At 70.2% G+C, this 15193-nt stretch carries 18 protein-coding genes; 11 read left to right on the top strand and 7 right to left on the bottom strand.

Annotated features, from left to right (window positions below):
- The first annotated feature begins 358 nt into the window (after window positions 1-358).
- The 3 genes from H5411_RS07090 to H5411_RS07080 are packed head-to-tail and all read left to right on the top strand — an operon-like array spanning window position 359 to window position 1690.
- Complete coding sequence (locus H5411_RS07090; RefSeq protein WP_101438174.1) at window positions 359-1066, top strand: RraA family protein; 708 nt, start codon at window positions 359-361, stop codon at window positions 1064-1066.
- Window positions 1056-1301, top strand: coding sequence for an SDR family oxidoreductase (locus H5411_RS07085; protein ID WP_244194748.1), 246 nt, complete (start codon window positions 1056-1058; stop codon window positions 1299-1301). The genes H5411_RS07090 and H5411_RS07085 overlap by 11 nt, the downstream gene beginning before the upstream one ends.
- Entirely contained in the window at window positions 1298-1690 is a 393-nt protein-coding gene (locus tag H5411_RS07080) for an NUDIX hydrolase (RefSeq protein WP_101438173.1), read from the top strand. Before H5411_RS07085 ends, H5411_RS07080 begins: the two co-directional genes overlap by 4 nt.
- Here the strand turns inward: H5411_RS07080 and H5411_RS07075 are convergent.
- From H5411_RS07075 to pucL, 5 genes are all read right to left on the bottom strand, one after another.
- Window positions 1668-2768, bottom strand: a complete 1101-nt coding sequence (locus H5411_RS07075; protein WP_101438172.1) for a glycerate kinase — start codon at window positions 2766-2768, stop codon at window positions 1668-1670. The genes H5411_RS07080 and H5411_RS07075 overlap by 23 nt on opposite strands.
- Entirely contained in the window at window positions 2765-3142 is a 378-nt protein-coding gene (locus H5411_RS07070) for an allophanate hydrolase-related protein (RefSeq protein WP_101438171.1), read from the bottom strand. The genes H5411_RS07075 and H5411_RS07070 overlap by 4 nt, the downstream gene beginning before the upstream one ends.
- An 18-nt stretch (window positions 3143-3160) precedes the next feature.
- Window positions 3161-4603 (bottom strand): NCS2 family permease, encoded by a 1443-nt coding sequence (locus H5411_RS07065; RefSeq protein ID WP_101438170.1) that lies wholly within the window; start codon window positions 4601-4603, stop codon window positions 3161-3163.
- A gap of 175 nt (window positions 4604-4778) precedes the next feature.
- Window positions 4779-5267, bottom strand: coding sequence for a nucleoside deaminase (locus H5411_RS07060; protein ID WP_183123298.1), 489 nt, complete (start codon window positions 5265-5267; stop codon window positions 4779-4781).
- Between the two features lie 37 nt (window positions 5268-5304).
- Entirely contained in the window at window positions 5305-6186 is an 882-nt protein-coding gene (gene pucL / locus H5411_RS07055) for a factor-independent urate hydroxylase (protein WP_101438168.1), read from the bottom strand.
- A gap of 161 nt (window positions 6187-6347) precedes the next feature.
- Between pucL and H5411_RS07050 the strand changes: the two genes are divergently transcribed.
- The 5 genes from H5411_RS07050 (at window position 6348) to H5411_RS47435 (ending at window position 11233) form a co-directional block, all read left to right on the top strand.
- Window positions 6348-7868, top strand: a complete 1521-nt coding sequence (locus tag H5411_RS07050) for a PucR family transcriptional regulator (RefSeq protein WP_101438167.1) — start codon at window positions 6348-6350, stop codon at window positions 7866-7868.
- 180 nt (window positions 7869-8048) lie between these two features.
- A complete protein-coding gene (locus H5411_RS07045; RefSeq protein ID WP_101441121.1) occupies window positions 8049-8348 on the top strand; it encodes a YciI family protein in 300 nt (99 codons plus the stop codon).
- Between the two features lie 140 nt (window positions 8349-8488).
- Entirely contained in the window at window positions 8489-9358 is an 870-nt protein-coding gene (gene folP / locus H5411_RS07040; RefSeq protein WP_183123297.1) for a dihydropteroate synthase, read from the top strand.
- Window positions 9358-10170, top strand: a complete 813-nt coding sequence (locus tag H5411_RS07035) for a dihydrofolate reductase family protein (protein WP_183123296.1) — start codon at window positions 9358-9360, stop codon at window positions 10168-10170. Before folP ends, H5411_RS07035 begins: the two co-directional genes overlap by 1 nt.
- 493 nt (window positions 10171-10663) lie before the next feature.
- The gene (locus H5411_RS47435; protein ID WP_246368829.1) at window positions 10664-11233 is read left to right on the top strand and encodes an amidohydrolase family protein; all 570 of its coding nucleotides are present in this window, start codon (window positions 10664-10666) and stop codon (window positions 11231-11233) included.
- Here H5411_RS47435 and H5411_RS07025 read toward each other — a convergent pair.
- Window positions 11230-11409: a GNAT family protein gene (locus H5411_RS07025; RefSeq protein WP_183123295.1), complete on the bottom strand. Its 180-nt coding sequence runs from the start codon at window positions 11407-11409 to the stop codon at window positions 11230-11232. The genes H5411_RS47435 and H5411_RS07025 overlap by 4 nt on opposite strands.
- Before the next feature lie 79 nt (window positions 11410-11488).
- Window positions 11489-12244, bottom strand: a complete 756-nt coding sequence (locus H5411_RS07020) for a hypothetical protein (RefSeq protein WP_167442025.1) — start codon at window positions 12242-12244, stop codon at window positions 11489-11491.
- Window positions 12245-12337: 93 nt separating this feature from the next.
- On the opposite strand from H5411_RS07020, the gene H5411_RS07015 reads away from it, so the two are divergent.
- The 3 genes from H5411_RS07015 to H5411_RS07005 all read left to right on the top strand — a co-directional run bounded on the left by H5411_RS07015 (window position 12338) and on the right by H5411_RS07005 (window position 15160).
- Entirely contained in the window at window positions 12338-13156 is an 819-nt protein-coding gene (locus tag H5411_RS07015) for a LuxR C-terminal-related transcriptional regulator (RefSeq protein WP_101438163.1), read from the top strand.
- 24 nt (window positions 13157-13180) lie between these two features.
- On the top strand, window positions 13181-13540 hold the full coding sequence (locus H5411_RS07010; RefSeq protein WP_101438162.1) for a VOC family protein: 360 nt from the start codon (window positions 13181-13183) through the stop codon (window positions 13538-13540).
- Window positions 13541-13633: 93 nt separating this feature from the next.
- Window positions 13634-15160 carry an AMP-binding protein gene (locus H5411_RS07005; RefSeq protein ID WP_101438161.1) on the top strand — a complete coding sequence of 509 codons (1527 nt, stop codon included), beginning with the start codon at window positions 13634-13636 and terminating at the stop codon, window positions 15158-15160.
- Window positions 15161-15193 lie beyond the last annotated feature (33 nt).

Raw genomic sequence — 15193 nt, 5'->3', positions numbered from 1 at the left:
GTGCGGAAAGTGAAGAAACCCTGGTCGAGCGCGTCACCTAGCCGGGAATTCACCAGGACTTCAACCGGGAAACGGAATAAAACGGATATAGCCGTCAAAGCGTAGGGTAATGGGCTGTCCAGTTCGCCGCTTATGACACTTCCCAGAGCGGCCAAGAGACTCGAGGTTCCCGCAGCCCCAACCGCCACCGATGCACCCAGCAATCGAGGCGCCCAGCCCCGCCCCCGCACCCCGATACGAAGCCTCCCCGCGGTCAGCACAATCCAGCTTCGGGGTGCCCCACGCAACCCCCAAAAACCAGCAGGACAACCGCCCCGATTCCGCTAGCGTGAACCAGTCAGCACGAAGGGCGGGAACCATGAACCACACCGAACTCACCGACCGTTTCGCGGCACTGACCACCGCCCACCTGGCCGACGGCTGCCTCCGCGCCCGGCTGACCGTGCGATGCGCACCTGCCGGAACCAAAGCCGTTGTCCCCGGACTCAAACTCGCCGGACGAGTCCTCCCCGCCCGGCACGCGGGCAGTGTCGACGTCTTCCTCGAAGCCCTCACCTCCGCACAACCCGGCGACGTGCTCGTCGTCGACAACCTCGGACGGCTGGACGAGAGCTGTGTCGGCGATCTCATCACCGCCGAAGTCGCGGCGGCAGGCCTCAGCGGCATCGTCATCTGGGGCCTGCACCGCGACACCGCGGAACTGCGCGAGATCGGCCTCCCGGTGTACAGCCTGGGCTCGTTGTCCACCGGCCCCCTGCACCTCAACGACCGCGCAGCCGACGCGCTGGAGGCCGCGACCGTCGGCGAATGGACCCTGACCACCGACGATCTCGTGTTCGGCGACGACGACGGCGTGCTCTTCGTCCCGGCCTCCCAAGCCGAGGAGGTATTCCGGCTCGCGGAGTCCATTCGCGACACCGAGCACCGGCAGGCGGCGAAGATCCGCGACGGCGTCACGCTCCGCGAACAGGTTCGGTTCAGCGAATTCCTGGCCCGCCGGGAAAGCGACCCGTCCTACACGTTCCGGCAGCACCTCCGCGCGAAAGACGGCGCCATTGAAGAATAAAACCGCCCTCGTCACCGGCGTCGGGAGGAAAGCCGGTATCGGCACGGCAATCGCCGAGCGTCTGAGGGAAGCCGGCTGGATCTCCGAATCCCTGCGCGAGGCGATCAAGCAGCACACGCCACTCGGCCGGGCCGGCACGCCACGGGACTGCGCGGGTCTCGTCGTGTTCCTGTGCGGACCTGAAGGCGGCTGGGTGAACGGTCAAGTCCTCGTCGCCAACGGAGGTGCGGCATGAACGACAAACATCTCGCCTACGTCCTGCTCCCCCGCGGCGAAAGCGTGCTGCTGATCCGCCGCGCGCCGGGGACTTTCCTCGGTGGGCATTGGGAATTCCCTGGCGGCACCGTCGAACCCGGCGAGGCTCCGGAGGCCACCGCGGTGCGGGAAGTCGCCGAGGAAACCGGACTGCGCGTACGGCTCGCCGGGGAGCGGACCCGCCAATCCTGGCCGGACCGCACCGGCAAACCGTTCACCGTGCACGCCGCCTACTACGACGCGCACCCGGAATTCCTCGGCGACCTTCAGCTCAACCCGGCCGAACACGACGACCACCGCTGGCTGACCCCCGCGGACGCGGCCGGACTCCCCCTGTCCGACCACGTCAGGCAGGTATTGCTCGGCTGAAGTCCCGAGCCAGCTGCGCGGCCCGGTCCCGCAGCAGCGACCGGGCCCGCGCCACACACCGGTCCTCGTCCGGCTCCAGATCGGTCAGCGCGTACACCCCGGCGAAGCCCGCTTCCTGCCATTCCGGCGCGGACAGCAGGCATCGACCGGCCAACGCGACCACCGGGGTGTCACCCGCTGCCCGGAGAACACCCACCGGTGCTTTTCCGTGCAGCGACTGGGTATCCAGCGACCCCTCGCCGGTGACGACGAGCCGGGCGTCGCGAGCCGCGGCCGGGAAACCGAGCAATTCCAGCAGCAACTCGATGCCCGGCCGAAGGCGAGCGCCGAGTCCGGTGAGCACACCGAACCCGACGCCGCCTGCCGCGCCAGCGCCCGGGGTGGTGGCGTGCGCGGAGCCCACAACTTCGGCCCAACGGGTCAACCCGCGTTCCAGCAACGCGATCTCGGAGGGGCCGGCGCCCTTCTGCGACCCGTACACCGCGGCCGCGCCATCCACACCCAGCAACGGGTTGTCCACATCGGACGCCAGGACAATGTCCACTTCGGGCAGTCCGGACAGATCCACTGTGGACAACTCCGCCAACGCCGCGCCGCCCGGCGGAAGCGGCGTACCGGAAGCGTCGAGCAACCGCGCGCCCAACGCTGTCAACAACCCGGCCCCGCCGTCGGTGCAAGCGCTGCCGCCGACGCCGAGCACGATCTGCGTCGCCCCGGCGGCACGGGCGGCCGCGATCAGCTCGCCCGTGCCGTAGCTCGACGCGGTCAGCGGTTCCGGCCGGCCGCCGGGCAGCCGGTGGAGGCCGGACGCCTCCGCCAGCTCGACCACGGCGACCGTCCCGCGCAGCGCGTAGTACGCGGTGATCCGGCGGCCCGTCGGGCCGGTCACCCGCACCGGGATCTGCCGGAACCCGGCGGCGACAGCGGCGGCGACTGTCCCGTCGCCGCCGTCCGCCACCGGCAGCTGCCGCACCGGCTCGCCGGGCGCGACCTCGGCGAACGCCGCGGCCACCACCTCCGCGACCTCCGCCGCGGTGAGCGAGCCCTTGAACTTGTCCGGAGCGACCAGAACCGTCACGCCGCGGCCTTGAACGCTCGCCAGTCGCCGATTTCCGTGATGTCCCGCAGCTGCACGTGCGACGTCTGCGGCCGCCGCAGCAGCATCGCGAACGCCGAACTGCCGTCGGCCAGTTCGATCACGCCCAGCTCCAGCTCCGGCGGTTCGGACGGGAGCACGCGGTCGCGCAGCTGGTCCAGCGGGATGTCGTAGACCTCGCCGGAGATCGCCGCGCCGCCGTGCGCTACCGGCACGAGTGCCGGGCATTGCCCGCCTACCGAGTAGAACCGGTACTTCGCGGCCGTGGTCGTTTCGGCCACCAGTGGAGCGCCGTCGAGCAGATGGTGCAGAGGTTCGCCGCGCATCGCGCCGCCGTTGAGGAACATCAGAGGCATTTGTCGGTCCCTTTCTTCTCAGAGGATCGCCTTCACCACGTCGATTCCGAAATAGACGGTGAACACGAGCGCGAGCACGGTGAGGATCCACCCCGCTTCACGCCACTTCCCGCGGAAGGTCTTGATCAGCACGAACGCGATGAGGCCCGCGCCGACGCCGTTGGTGATGGAGTAGGTGAACGGAATGAGCGCGACCGTCAGGAACACCGGGATCGTGTAGTCCGGGTCGTTCCACGGGATATTGCGGCATTGCGCCACCATCATCCCGCCGATCACCACGAGCGCGGGCGCGGCGGCCTGCGCCGGGACGATGCCCGCGATCGGCGTGAACAGCAGCGTCGCCCCGAACAGCAGTCCGGTCACGACACTCGCCAGCCCGGTCCGCGCGCCCTCCCCGACGCCGGCCGCGGACTCCAGGAACACGGTGTTCGGCGACGAGCCGGTCAGCCCGCCCGCGATCGCCCCGGCCCCGTCCACGAACAGGATCCGGCCCATCCTCGGCACCCGGCCGTTCTCCGACAGCCCGGCCTCGGCAGACACGCTGGTGATCGTGCCCATCGCGTCGAAGAAGCCGGACAGCACCAGGGTGAACAGGAAGATCGTCGCGGTCAGCGCGCCCGCCTTGGCGAATCCGCCGAACAGGTCGATGTGCCCGAGCAGCCCGAAATCGGGAGCCGCCACGACCGAATCCGGCAGCGTCGGAGTCGTCAGGCCCCAATCGCCGACGCCGAATCCGTCGTGCAGCACCACCGCGAGCACGGTGGCGGCGGCGATGCTGATCAGCACCGCGCCCGGCACCTTCCGCGCCATCAGCACGGTCATCAGCAGCAGGCCGAAGCAGAACACCGCGATCGGCAGGCCGTGCAGATGCCCTCCGAGGCCGAGCCGCACCGGGACAGTCGTATGCGCCGCGTCCGGGGTCCGCGTGACGAACCCGGCGCTCACCAGGCCGACGAGCGCGATATAGAGCCCGATGCCGACGGTGATCGCGGTTTTCAACGGACCCGGAATCGCGTTCATAATGCGTTCCCGGACGCCGCTGACCGCCATCAGCACAATGCAGACGCCTTCGAGCACTACCAGCCCGAAAGCCTGCGCCCACGTCATCGACGGGGCCATCTGGAACGCGACGATGCCGTTGATGCCGAGACCGGCGGCGAGCGCGAGCGGCGCGTTGCCGACGAGTCCCATGAGGACAGTCATCACCGCGGCGGCGAGCGCGGTCGCCGTGGTCACTTGCGCGGCGCTGAGTTTCGCGCCGGTGATGTCGGCGGAAGCGCCGAGGATGAGCGGGTTGAGCAACACGATGTAGGCCATCGCGACGAACGTGGTCAAGCCGCCGCGTACTTCCCGGCCTACGGTGGTGTTGCGAGCGCGCAGTTCGAACAGTCGCTCCACAATGGACTTGCGCTGGGGTCCGGGAGCCGAGGTCACCGCTTCGTCGAGGCGTACCTGGGTCATGCGTCCTCCCCTTGCCGGTGGGTGTGCCGCACGCACCCCTGGCATGCGCGAGGGGCGCCCACGGCGGGACGTTTGCGTTTTTCTGGTGCTCCGGTCAGCACCGGGAGGGTGGCCCGGTGGGGTGGGGCGGGGGACGCTGAAGCCGATTCTGACCGGCATCAGCACTCGCCGAGGCTCAGTACTCGATCCGGTCGGGTCGGCCTAGCCAGGCGGAGAACGGGGCGAAAGCGTCCGGTGTGGACACTCGCGAAACCGGGGTCTGCCACGTTTCGCGCGGGTGGTCGAAAAGCTCGTAGAAGGCCCGGTCGTCGAAGTCGGCTCGGGCGGCGTCGTCGCGATCGGCGGCGTAGAGCACGCGGTCCACGCGGGCCCACAGCGACGACGCGAGGCACATCGGGCACGGCTCGCACGAGGAGACGAGCACGCAGCCGGCGAGGCTGAACGTGCCGAGCGCCTGGCAGGCCGCGCGGATCGCGACCACCTCGGCGTGCGCGGTCGGGTCGAGCGAGGGGGTGACGCGGTTGACGCCGGTCGCGACGATCTCGCCGTCCTTCACCACCAGCGCGCCGAACGGGCCGCCGCCGTCGGCGACGTTCTTCTCGGCGATCCGCACGCATTCGGCGAGCCAGGCGCGTTCGACGTCGGCATCGATGGACACGGTCATGACGGTACTGCTCCCAACAGCTCAGGTTTCGGTGTGCTCAGGACCAGGCCGGGCCGGCCGGCGGGGCGTCGTCGCGCAGGACGGTGCCCTCGATCAGGCCGTAGGGCCGGTCGGCGGCGTAGAACACCTCGCCGGGGTTGTCGAGCCCGAACGGCTCGAGGTCGACGAGGAAGTGGTGCTTGTTCGGCAGCGAGAAGCGGATCTCCGCGATCTCCGGGACGGCTTCCAACACGGCCTCCCCCATCGCGTACAGCGTCTGCTGCAGGGACAGGCTGTGCGTGCCGCCGAACGCGTCGAGCAGCGTGGCGAGCGCGGTTTCGTGCGCGTGCGCCCAGTCGGTCTCTTCGACGGAGAACCGCCAGGTCGCGGATACCGCGGTGGCGAGGATCCGGTCCTTCACCTCGGCCAGCGTGGTGTATTGGTCGCGCGGGAAGCCCCAGAATTCGGAACCGGTGGAGTTGAGCACGGTCAGGTCTTCGACCCCGCCGAGCACCCAGGCCCGCTCGCCGTCGTAAGTGACGCGCGTGGTGCGCGTGCCCGCTCCGGACCGCGCGAACGAATGGTGCGCGGGACGTCCGCCGACCTGAAGCCGTTCCCACGGATGGGCCACGATCCCGACCCGGGCGAGGTGGATGCTCTCCTGCGTGGACACGAAGTGCCGGGCCAGCCGCAGCGCGAAGTCCTCGATCTCGCCGATGCCGTCGCGGGCGAAAGCGAATACGGTGTTCTTCTGCGTGTCGGTGGCCAGCACCTTGTCGTTGGCCCCGGTCAGGTGGGTGTCGCTCATGTCGCCCGACAGCGACACGCTCACGGTGAGGTCGGTGATGCGGTGCTCGCCACCGTCACCGGCGGCACGGTCGACGCGGACCAGCCGGTTTTCGGCCTTCCCGTAGCGGTTGTCGCCAAGAACGATCGCCATTGGTCATCCCTTCTCGTTCGCTCGCCGAGTGAGTACACCTGGCGCGGCGTGGCCCGGGCCACGGCAGATCCACCGAAAGCGGCGGCCGCGAACGGCCGGTTTTTCGTAGTTTCCGCCAAACCCCTCTGGTGTGCGGTACTGATGGGCGGAAGGAGGCGCGCATGCGGCTGGGTGCACTGCTCGACACCCCGGAGCTGGGGTTGCGGCTGCTGGCGGGCGAGAACGCGCGCGACCGGGAGTTCGGCCGCGTCTTCCAGGCGACCCTGCAGGACCCGACGCGGTACCTCGACGGCGGCGAGATCGTGCTCTGCGGCCTGCGCTGGCTGCCGGGGCCGGCGGACGCGGACGCGTTCGTCGGCAAACTGGCCGCCGCGGGCGTGACCGCGCTCGGGGCGGGCACCGCCGAGGTCGGCGGCCCGGTGCCGGACTACCTCGTGGCCGCCTGCGAACGCGTCGGCCTGCCGTTGTTCGAGGTGCCGGTGTCGGTTTCGTTCGCGACCGTGGCCGAGCGGGTGATCCTCGGCCTGGCCGCGGAACGGTCGGCTCCGGCTCGCGATTCGCACCGGCGGCTGGTGGCCGCGGTGACCTCCGGCCACGGGCTGTCCGCGCTGGTCAAGGCGGGTGCCGAGGAGTTGGGCACCGACTGTCTCGTGCTGAGCGCGACCGGACAGCAGCTCGCTGGCGGTCCGGAATTGCCCGCCGCGCGCCGCACCGCGCTGGCTCGCCGGTTCCTGCGCGCCGAACGGCTGCCGTGCCAGGACGGTCCGGTCACGCTGCTCGGCGCGGCCGGACGCTCCGGGCACCGGATCGCGAGCTGGTTCCTGGTGGTGGAGGGCGATCCGGCGCAGTGGACGTCCGCGCGCCGCGAGCTGGCCCTGGAACTCGCGGCGCTGGTCGGGCTCGAGCGGTCCCGGGTGGACGAGGCCCGCCGGATCGAGAACCGGGCGGCCGAACCGCTGCTGCGGCTGGTGCTCTCCGACGACGCCGCGCCGGGCGAGCTGACGTCCCGGCTGTCCGCCGCCGGGTTCGCCCCGCAGGAACCGGTGACGACGCTGTCCGCCGAGGTCCGCGGCGGCGGGCCGGGCCTCGCGCAGGTGCTGGTGGAGGAGCTGCTGGCGACCACCGGACAGCCGGTGCTCGTGGCGACCGTCGACGGCGAGACGTTCGGTCTCTTCTCCTCGCGCGACACCGAAACGTTGCGGGAAGCGGTGCACACCATCGAACCCGCGCTCGGGTCCGCGCGGCTGACGCTCGGCCTCAGCCGCGCCGCGGACGCCGCCGGTCTCCGCGCCGGCGTGCAGGAAGCCCGGCACGCGCGCACGCTGGCGGCGATGACGCCGGGCCGCGCGACTGTGTTGTCCGGAGACGAAGTGGCTTCACATTTGCTGCTGCTCGCCGCCGTGCCGGAGGGCTTGCGCCGGACATTCGGCGAAAAAGTACTGGGCCCGGTACTCGCGTACGACGCGGCGCACGGTTCCGAACTGATAACGACACTCAAGGCGTTCCTCGAACATTCGGGATCGTGGACGCAGACGGCGGCCACTCTGCACTTGCACGTGAACACCCTGCGATACCGGATCACCCGGATCGGCGAACTCACCGGACGCGATCCGAGCCGGTTCGCCGATCGCGTGGATCTTTATCTGGCGGGCTGCTTCACGCAGAACTGGGGGTGGTCTTGACCATCCGTCCGAAATGTCCTGCGGAAACGCCGACGGCGGCGATTTCCCGTACCCCGTAACGGAAATCCAAACAGTACGCTTATCCGTAAAGAGTTATTGGGAATACTTGACCATTCGATGACACGCGACGGCACTCGGGAGGAGGATGCACCATCCGACCGGGCGTCCTACTCTGTGGTCATGTACATCGCCTTGCTGTCCTACACCGCACCTCGAAACGAAGTCGACTACGCACTGGCGGAACATGCGGAGTGGCTGCGAAGCCAGTTCGAGCATGGATTGTTCCTCGTTTCCGGAAAAGGAAACGAGGACGCCGACCAGGTCATCATCACCCGCCCGTGCCTGCGCGGCAAGCTCGACGCCGTGCTCGCCACCGATCCCCTCGTGCTGCAACGGCTCGCGCATTACCGCGTGATCGAATTCACCGCCACCCGCACCGCGGGCGAGTTCCTGACCGTCAACGAGGCGCTCGCCTCCTGATCGCACGCTCCACGCAGATCGATCGAACGCCCGGACGCAGGTGGCCTCCGGACCGCTCCGCCCGCCACCTGCCGGACGTACTCCCGCCGCGAACTCGCCTATGATCACGCGAGATCTTTCGTTCCGGCCCGGGAGACCGCATGCAAACGCCCGACCTCGTGTTCCGAGGCCGTCGCCTCACCAGTGACCGCGCCCTGGTGATGGCCATCATCAACCGCACTCCCGACTCGTTCTACGACAACGGTGCGACCTTCGAAGAAGCACCCGCGCAGGCGGCCATCCGCCGCGCGCACGCCGAGGGCGCCGACCTGATCGACATCGGCGGCGTGCCCGCCGGCAAGGGCCCCGAGGTCACCGCGGCCGAGGAGATCCGCCGCGTCGTGCCGACCGTCGAATGGGCCCGCGAGAACTTCCCCGACCTGGTCATCAGCGTGGACACCTACCGCGCCGAGGTCGCCGACGCCGTCTGCCGCGCGGGCGCGGACCTGGTCAACGACAACTGGGCCGCGGTCGAACCGGAAATCCTCGACGTCGCCGCCGAACACGGCGCGGGCTACATCTGCTCGCACACCAACGGTCTCGTTCCGCGCACCGAAGCCGTCCGGCCGGTGTACGACGACGTCGTGGCCGCGGTGGTCGAAGGCACCACCGCGCTCGCCGAGCGCGCGCTCGCCGCGGGCGTGCCGCGCGAGGGCATCATGATCGACCCCTGCATCGACTTCGGCAAGAACTCCTACCAGTCGCTCGAACTGCTGCGGCACGTCGACACGCTGGTCGCGACCGGCTGGCCGGTGCTGATGGCGCTGTCGAACAAGGACGTGATCGGCGAAACGCTGGACCTCCCGGTCGGCGAACGGGTGATCGGCACGCTCGCCGCCACCGCGGTGTCCGCGATGCACGGCGCGGCGATGTTCCGCGCGCACCAGGTCCGCGAAACGCGGCAGGTCGCCGAGATGGTGGCGAGCATCATCGGCACCCGGCCGCCGGCGAACGTTGTACGGTCGGTCTGATGCGCGAGATCTTCCCCGGGAACCAGGACCGCACCGAGGCCGACGTCGAGCAGCTCTATGTCTATCCGGACGTGCCGAAATGGCTCGCGGTGAACTTCGTGTCCAGCGCGGACGGAGGGATCACCGTCGAGGGCCGCTCGGGCGGGCTGTCGACGCCCGCGGACCGCATCGTCTACCGGCTGGGCAACGACCTCGCCGACGTCGTGCTGGTCGGCGCGGGCACCGCACAGGCCGAGGGTTTCGAGGGCCTGCGGCCGGACGAGAAAACCGCTGAGCGGCGGCGCAGGCACGGGCTGGCCCCGATCGCGCCGATCGCGGTGGTCAGCACCGGCCGTTCGCTGCCGCCGGAAGCCCCGGTGATCACCAAGGCGCTGGTGCCGACGATCGTCATCACGAGCGCGGCGACCGACCCGGAACTGCGCGCGGCGTGGGCGGCGGCCGGGGCGGACGTCCTGATCGCCGGGACCGGCGACCCAACGCTGCACGAAGCCACCGGCGACCCCGCCCTGCACGCCGATCCGGACGAGCAGCGCCCGCGCCCCCGGCACGGCGACGTCGACCTGCGGGCCGCGGTGGACGAACTGGCCCGGCGAGGCCTTCGCCGGATCGACTGCGAGGGCGGACCGCATCTGTTCGCGTCGCTGCTGGCCGCGGGCGTGGTGGACGAACTGCGCCTGACGGTGGCGCCGATGCTGATCGCTGGGGACGCGCCGCGCGTCGCGATGGGCGCGGCCATCGACCCGCAGCAGCTCGACCTGCTTTCCGCCTTGGTGGACGACAACTCACTACTGTTGCGGTATCGCGTCCACTGACCCGGGGAGGGCTCGTGGCCAAGACCGCTCTGCGCGATGTGCGCGTCTTCGACGGGCGAGAGCTCACCGAGCCGCGCACCGTCGTGATCGACGGGTCAGTCCTCGGCACGGATCCCGCTGGGGCACGGGAAATCGATGCCGCCGGGGCGACGCTGCTGCCCGGGTTCATCGACGCGCACGTCCACTTGACCGCGCCTGAGCAACTGGCCGACCTCGCCGTGTGGGGGGTCACGACCGCGCTGGACATGGGGTGCTTCCCCGCCGAGCGCGTAGCCGCTTTGCGGGCGGCGGGGCCGGCGGACTTCCGCAGCGCCGGTCCTCCGGCGATCGGTCCCGGCGGCATGCACGCCCGGATTCCAGGGATGCCCGCGTCCTCGATCGTGACGACCGCGGACGCGGCTGTCCGGTTCGTCGAGGAGCGGTCGCGGAAGGGGTCGACTACGTCAAAGGCATCGCGGAGGCTCCCGGCGACGGCGGGCCGCCTGCCGAAGCGTTGCAGGCGCTGGTCGACGCGGCGCGGGAACGGGGTCTGGACACTGTCCTGCACGCGGCCACTCCCGGCGCGTACCACTTGGCGGTGGCGACCGGAGCGCGGTTCGTCACGCATGTGCCGACGGTCGGCCGGATCGCTGCCGAGAACGTCGCGGCGATGAAGGCCGCTGGGCAGACGGCTGTTCCGACGCTCACGATGATGGAAGCGGCGCTCGCCCGCTTCGCCGGCGCGGCTGGGGATTTCGTGGCCAACGCGGCCGCGCTGCACGCCGCAGGGGTCGAGATCCTCGCCGGTACCGACGCCAACGCCCAGCCCGGAGCCCCGGCCGAGGTCGCACACGGGTCGAGCCTGCACCGCGAATTCGAGCTGCTGGCCGAGGCCGGGTTGACCCCGGCGGAAATCCTGCGTGCCGCGACGGTCGACCCGGCCCGGGCGTTCGGGCTGACCGACCGAGGCGAGATCCGGCCCGGACTGCGGGCGGATCTGATCCTGGTCGAAGGCGATCCGGTGGCGGACCTGTCGGCGACGCGGGCGATCCGCGCGGTGTGGTGTGCGGGGACGGGAATCTAGCCGAGGTCCAGGAAATACCGGTCGAACACTGCGCCGTCCTCGCTGAGCTGACCGCTGAGCGTGAACCTCGTCCGCCGCGCCACCGCACTCGAACTCGCGTCTTCCGGCTCCACCTTGATCACCGCCCGCGTCGCGAACCCGCGCCCCCGCCACCGGGGATAGCGGCCATAAGCCACGTTCACCTCCCCGGCCTGAGATGCCTACGCGTCGTCCGGCCGCGATGGCGACAAGACGAGCATGCCGTCGGACAAGTCCTCAAGACCGCTGAACGGCATCGTCGGCTTCCTCGAAAGTCTTCTGCGCCTTGGCCAGTTCGTCGGCCGCCCGTGCCGCGCGCTGCTCCGCCTCGGCGAGCCGTTCCCGCAATTCGGTCACGCGGTCGTCGGCCTGTTCGGCTGTCCGCTCCGCGCGCTGCAGATTCCGCTCGGCCTCCGCCCGCGCCCGCACCGCCTGCCGCCGTTCGAGCGCGCGGACCCGGGCTTCCTCCTCGGCCTTCCGGTCCTTTTCGGACTGCCGGGTCTTCTTGGCGGGCGCGGGATTCGTCGGCAGCGACAGCCAGCGGTCGGCGTCCTGACGAGCCTTCGACGTCAGCCGTCCGGCCAGCGCCAGCCGGGCGACGTCGGCGTCCGCCACGATCGCCTCCAGCGTCTCCTCCACCTCGCGCTCGACGGAATCGCTCAAGCCGGTCGCGTCCCGCACGATCCGCTGCACCAGCTCCGCCCGCTGGTGCGCCAGTTCGCGCAGCCGGGAGCCGTCGAGCTTCTCGTGCGCTTCGCGGAGCTTGTCGCCCAGCGACGCCAGCTCGGACAGCGGAGCGGACCCGTCGCGCGCCAGGCGGTTGAGGTACGCCGCGGCCGCGGTCGGCTTCCGCAGCGCGCGGATCCGGCGCGCCAGCTCGACGTCGCCCGCTTCCTTCGCCGCGCGGGCGGCCGCGGTGCGCTCAGCGACGAAGTCGGCCGGATCACCTGCGTAGAGCCGGTCGGCGACGGTATCGAAATCCGAGGTTGCCACGTGTGCCACCGAACCACACGAGTAGTCCGAACGCGACGCAACGCGTAACGTGGACGTCCACCCATCAAGGTCGAGTGAAGCGGGACGGTGCCCATGACGCCTCCGGGCCGGCTCGCGCTGACGGCCAGCCCCCTGGTCGCCGGCGCGCTCAAAGCACTGCAAATCGCGACCGAGCTGCCCGTCGCGATGGGCGGACCGGTGTCGGCCGCTTCCCGCTCGCACGTGATCGACCAGCTGCGCGGCACCGCCACCCGGTCGTTGCAGCACGTGCAGGTGGACACCGGGGCCGGGCTGGGCGGCAAAGCAGTGGCCCTGGCGCGGCCGTCGACGGTGGTCGACTACCTCAGCGCACAGGGCATCACGCATAAATACGACCACGCGGTGGCGCCCGAACGGCTGCGCGCGATGGTGGCGCTCCCGGTGCGCGTCGGCGAGACCACGCGCGCGGTGCTGTACGCGGCGTCCCGAGAGTCGATCGCGTTCGGCGACCGGCTGTTGCACGCGGCGACCGCGGTGGCGACGCGGCTGGGTCGCGACATCGAGGTCGAGGAAGAAGTACAGCGCCGGCTGGCCGCGCCGACGGTCGTCCCGCCAGCCGAACGCGGCGACCTGCACGCCGAACTCACGGCCATCGCCGGGTCGATCGCCGACGAAACCGCCCGGCAGCGGCTGCTGGCGGTGTGCGAACGGCTGCGTCCGGAGCTGGACCTGCCGGGCGTCGCGCTGACCCCGCGCGAGGTCGACGTGCTGCGGCTGGTCAGCGAGGGCTGCACGAACGACGAGATCTCCGACCGGCTAGGCCTGCTGCCCAACACGGTCAAGTCGTATCTCAAGCACGCGATGCGGAAACTGGCGGTGTCCAACCGGGTGCAGGCAGTGAACCGGGCGCGGGCCGCTGGGCTCCTTCGTTAGCGCGTCCGATGCGACGATGGCCGGATGAGGCGACTGAGCGGAGTCACGATCGATTGCGCCGAACCGGCTGTGCTGGCTGGCTTTTGGAGCGCGCTACTCGACCGGCCGGTTTCCGCAGAGCACGCCAGACCGGACTGGGCGACGGTCGGCTCGCGGTTCGACCCTGCTCCCCGGCTGACGTTCCAGCGCGTTCCCGAGCCGAAGCGCGGCAAGGTGCGGCTGCATCTGGACGTCGAAGTGGACGACATCGACGAGGCCCGGGCGCGGATCGAGGAGCTGGGCGGGCGCTGGACCGGCGAGCGCCACGACTATCCCGGCGAGGGCGTCGTGCTGGGGATGACCGATCCCGAGGGGCACGAGTTCTGCGTCGTCCAGTACTTCTGAACGCACCCTCCATGTGGGGTGGCTGGATCCGGTCCGGCGAGCGAAAATCACCCGCGCGGGCAGTGCGGCCCGCTGACGCGAAGGGATCGGCACGTGTTTTATGACCTCAGTGTCCGCGACTTCCTCGACCGCGCCGAAACGGTGTACCCGGACCGGGTCGCGGTGGTGGACGAACCCGCCCAGCCCGCGCAGTCCTGGGGCTCGGTGACCTACCGCGAACTCGCCCGCCGCGCCCGCGCGCAGGCGGCGAACCTCGACGCGCTCGGCGTTCCCGTCGGCGGCCGGGTCGCCATCGTCTCCCACAACTCCGCGCGGCTGCTGACGTCGTTCTTCGGCGTCTCCGGCTGGGGCCGCATCCTGGTTCCGGTGAACTTCCGCCTCGCCGCCGCCGAGGTGCGCTACATCGTCGAGCACTCCGGCGCCGAGGTCTTGCTGCTCGACCCCGAGCTGAAACCGTTGCTGGACAGCGTAACCGCGAAACACGTGTTCGTCCTCGGCGAGGACGACGACAAAATCTGGGGCGGTGCGGGCGAACCGCGACCGTGGTCCGCCGACGAATCCGCGACCGCCACGATCAACTACACCTCCGGCACCACCGCGCGGCCGAAGGGCGTCCAGCTCACGCACCGCAATTTGTGGCTCAACGCCACCACTTTCGGCCTGCACACCACGCTCAGCGACAACGACGTGCTGCTGCACACGCTGCCGATGTTCCACGCGAACGGCTGGGGCATGCCGTACGCGGTCACCGGTCTCGGCGGACGACACATCGTGCTGCGCAAAGTGGACGGCACCGAAATCCTGCGCCGCGTACAGGAACACGGCGTGACGATCATGTGCGCCGCCCCCGCCGTCGTCACCGCGGCGCTGGACGGCGCCGCCTCCTGGGACGGCGAGATCCCCGGCCGCGACCGGGTCCGGATCGTGGTGGCCGGCGCGCCGCCGCCGACCCGGACCATCGAACGCGTGCGTGCCGAACTCGGCTGGGAGTTCATCCAGATCTACGGCCTGACCGAAACCTCGCCGCTGGTCACGGTCAACCGTTTCCGCAGCGAATGGGCCGACCTGGACCCGCACGAGCAAGCGAAACTCCTGGGCCGCGCCGGCGCCCCGGCACTGGGCGTCCGCGTCACGATCGACGCCGACGGCGAGGTCCTCACCCAAAGCAACCACAACCTCGACGGCTACTGGGAAAACCCGGACGAGACCGCGCGGGTCCAGGAAGGCAACTGGTTCCACACCGGCGACGGCGGCACCTTCACCGACGGCTACCTGACCATCGCCGACCGCAAGAAGGACGTCATCATCACCGGCGGCGAGAACGTCTCGTCGATCGAGGTGGAAGACGCGCTGAACTCGCACCCGGCCGTCCGGGAAGCCGCGGTGATCGGCATCCCGGACGAGAAATGGGGCGAGCTGGTCACGGCGCTGGTGGTGACGGACGGAACCGAGGTGACGGCGGACGAGCTGATCACGCACTGCCGCCAGCACCTGGCCGGGTACAAATGCCCGAAGCGAGTCGAGTTCCTCCCGGAACTGCCGCGGACGGCGACCGGGAAGATCCAGAAGTTCAAGCTGCGCCAGCCGTTCTGGGAAGGACAGGACCGGCAGGTGAACTGAACCCCGATGCCGCATTGGGCGCCTCAGACGCAC

The sequence above is a fragment of the Amycolatopsis echigonensis genome (assembly GCF_014174495.1).
GTDB lineage: Bacteria > Actinomycetota > Actinomycetes > Mycobacteriales > Pseudonocardiaceae > Amycolatopsis > Amycolatopsis echigonensis.
The sequence above is the reverse complement of the archived record's forward strand: the minus strand, read 5'-3'. Positions and strand labels throughout refer to the sequence as shown.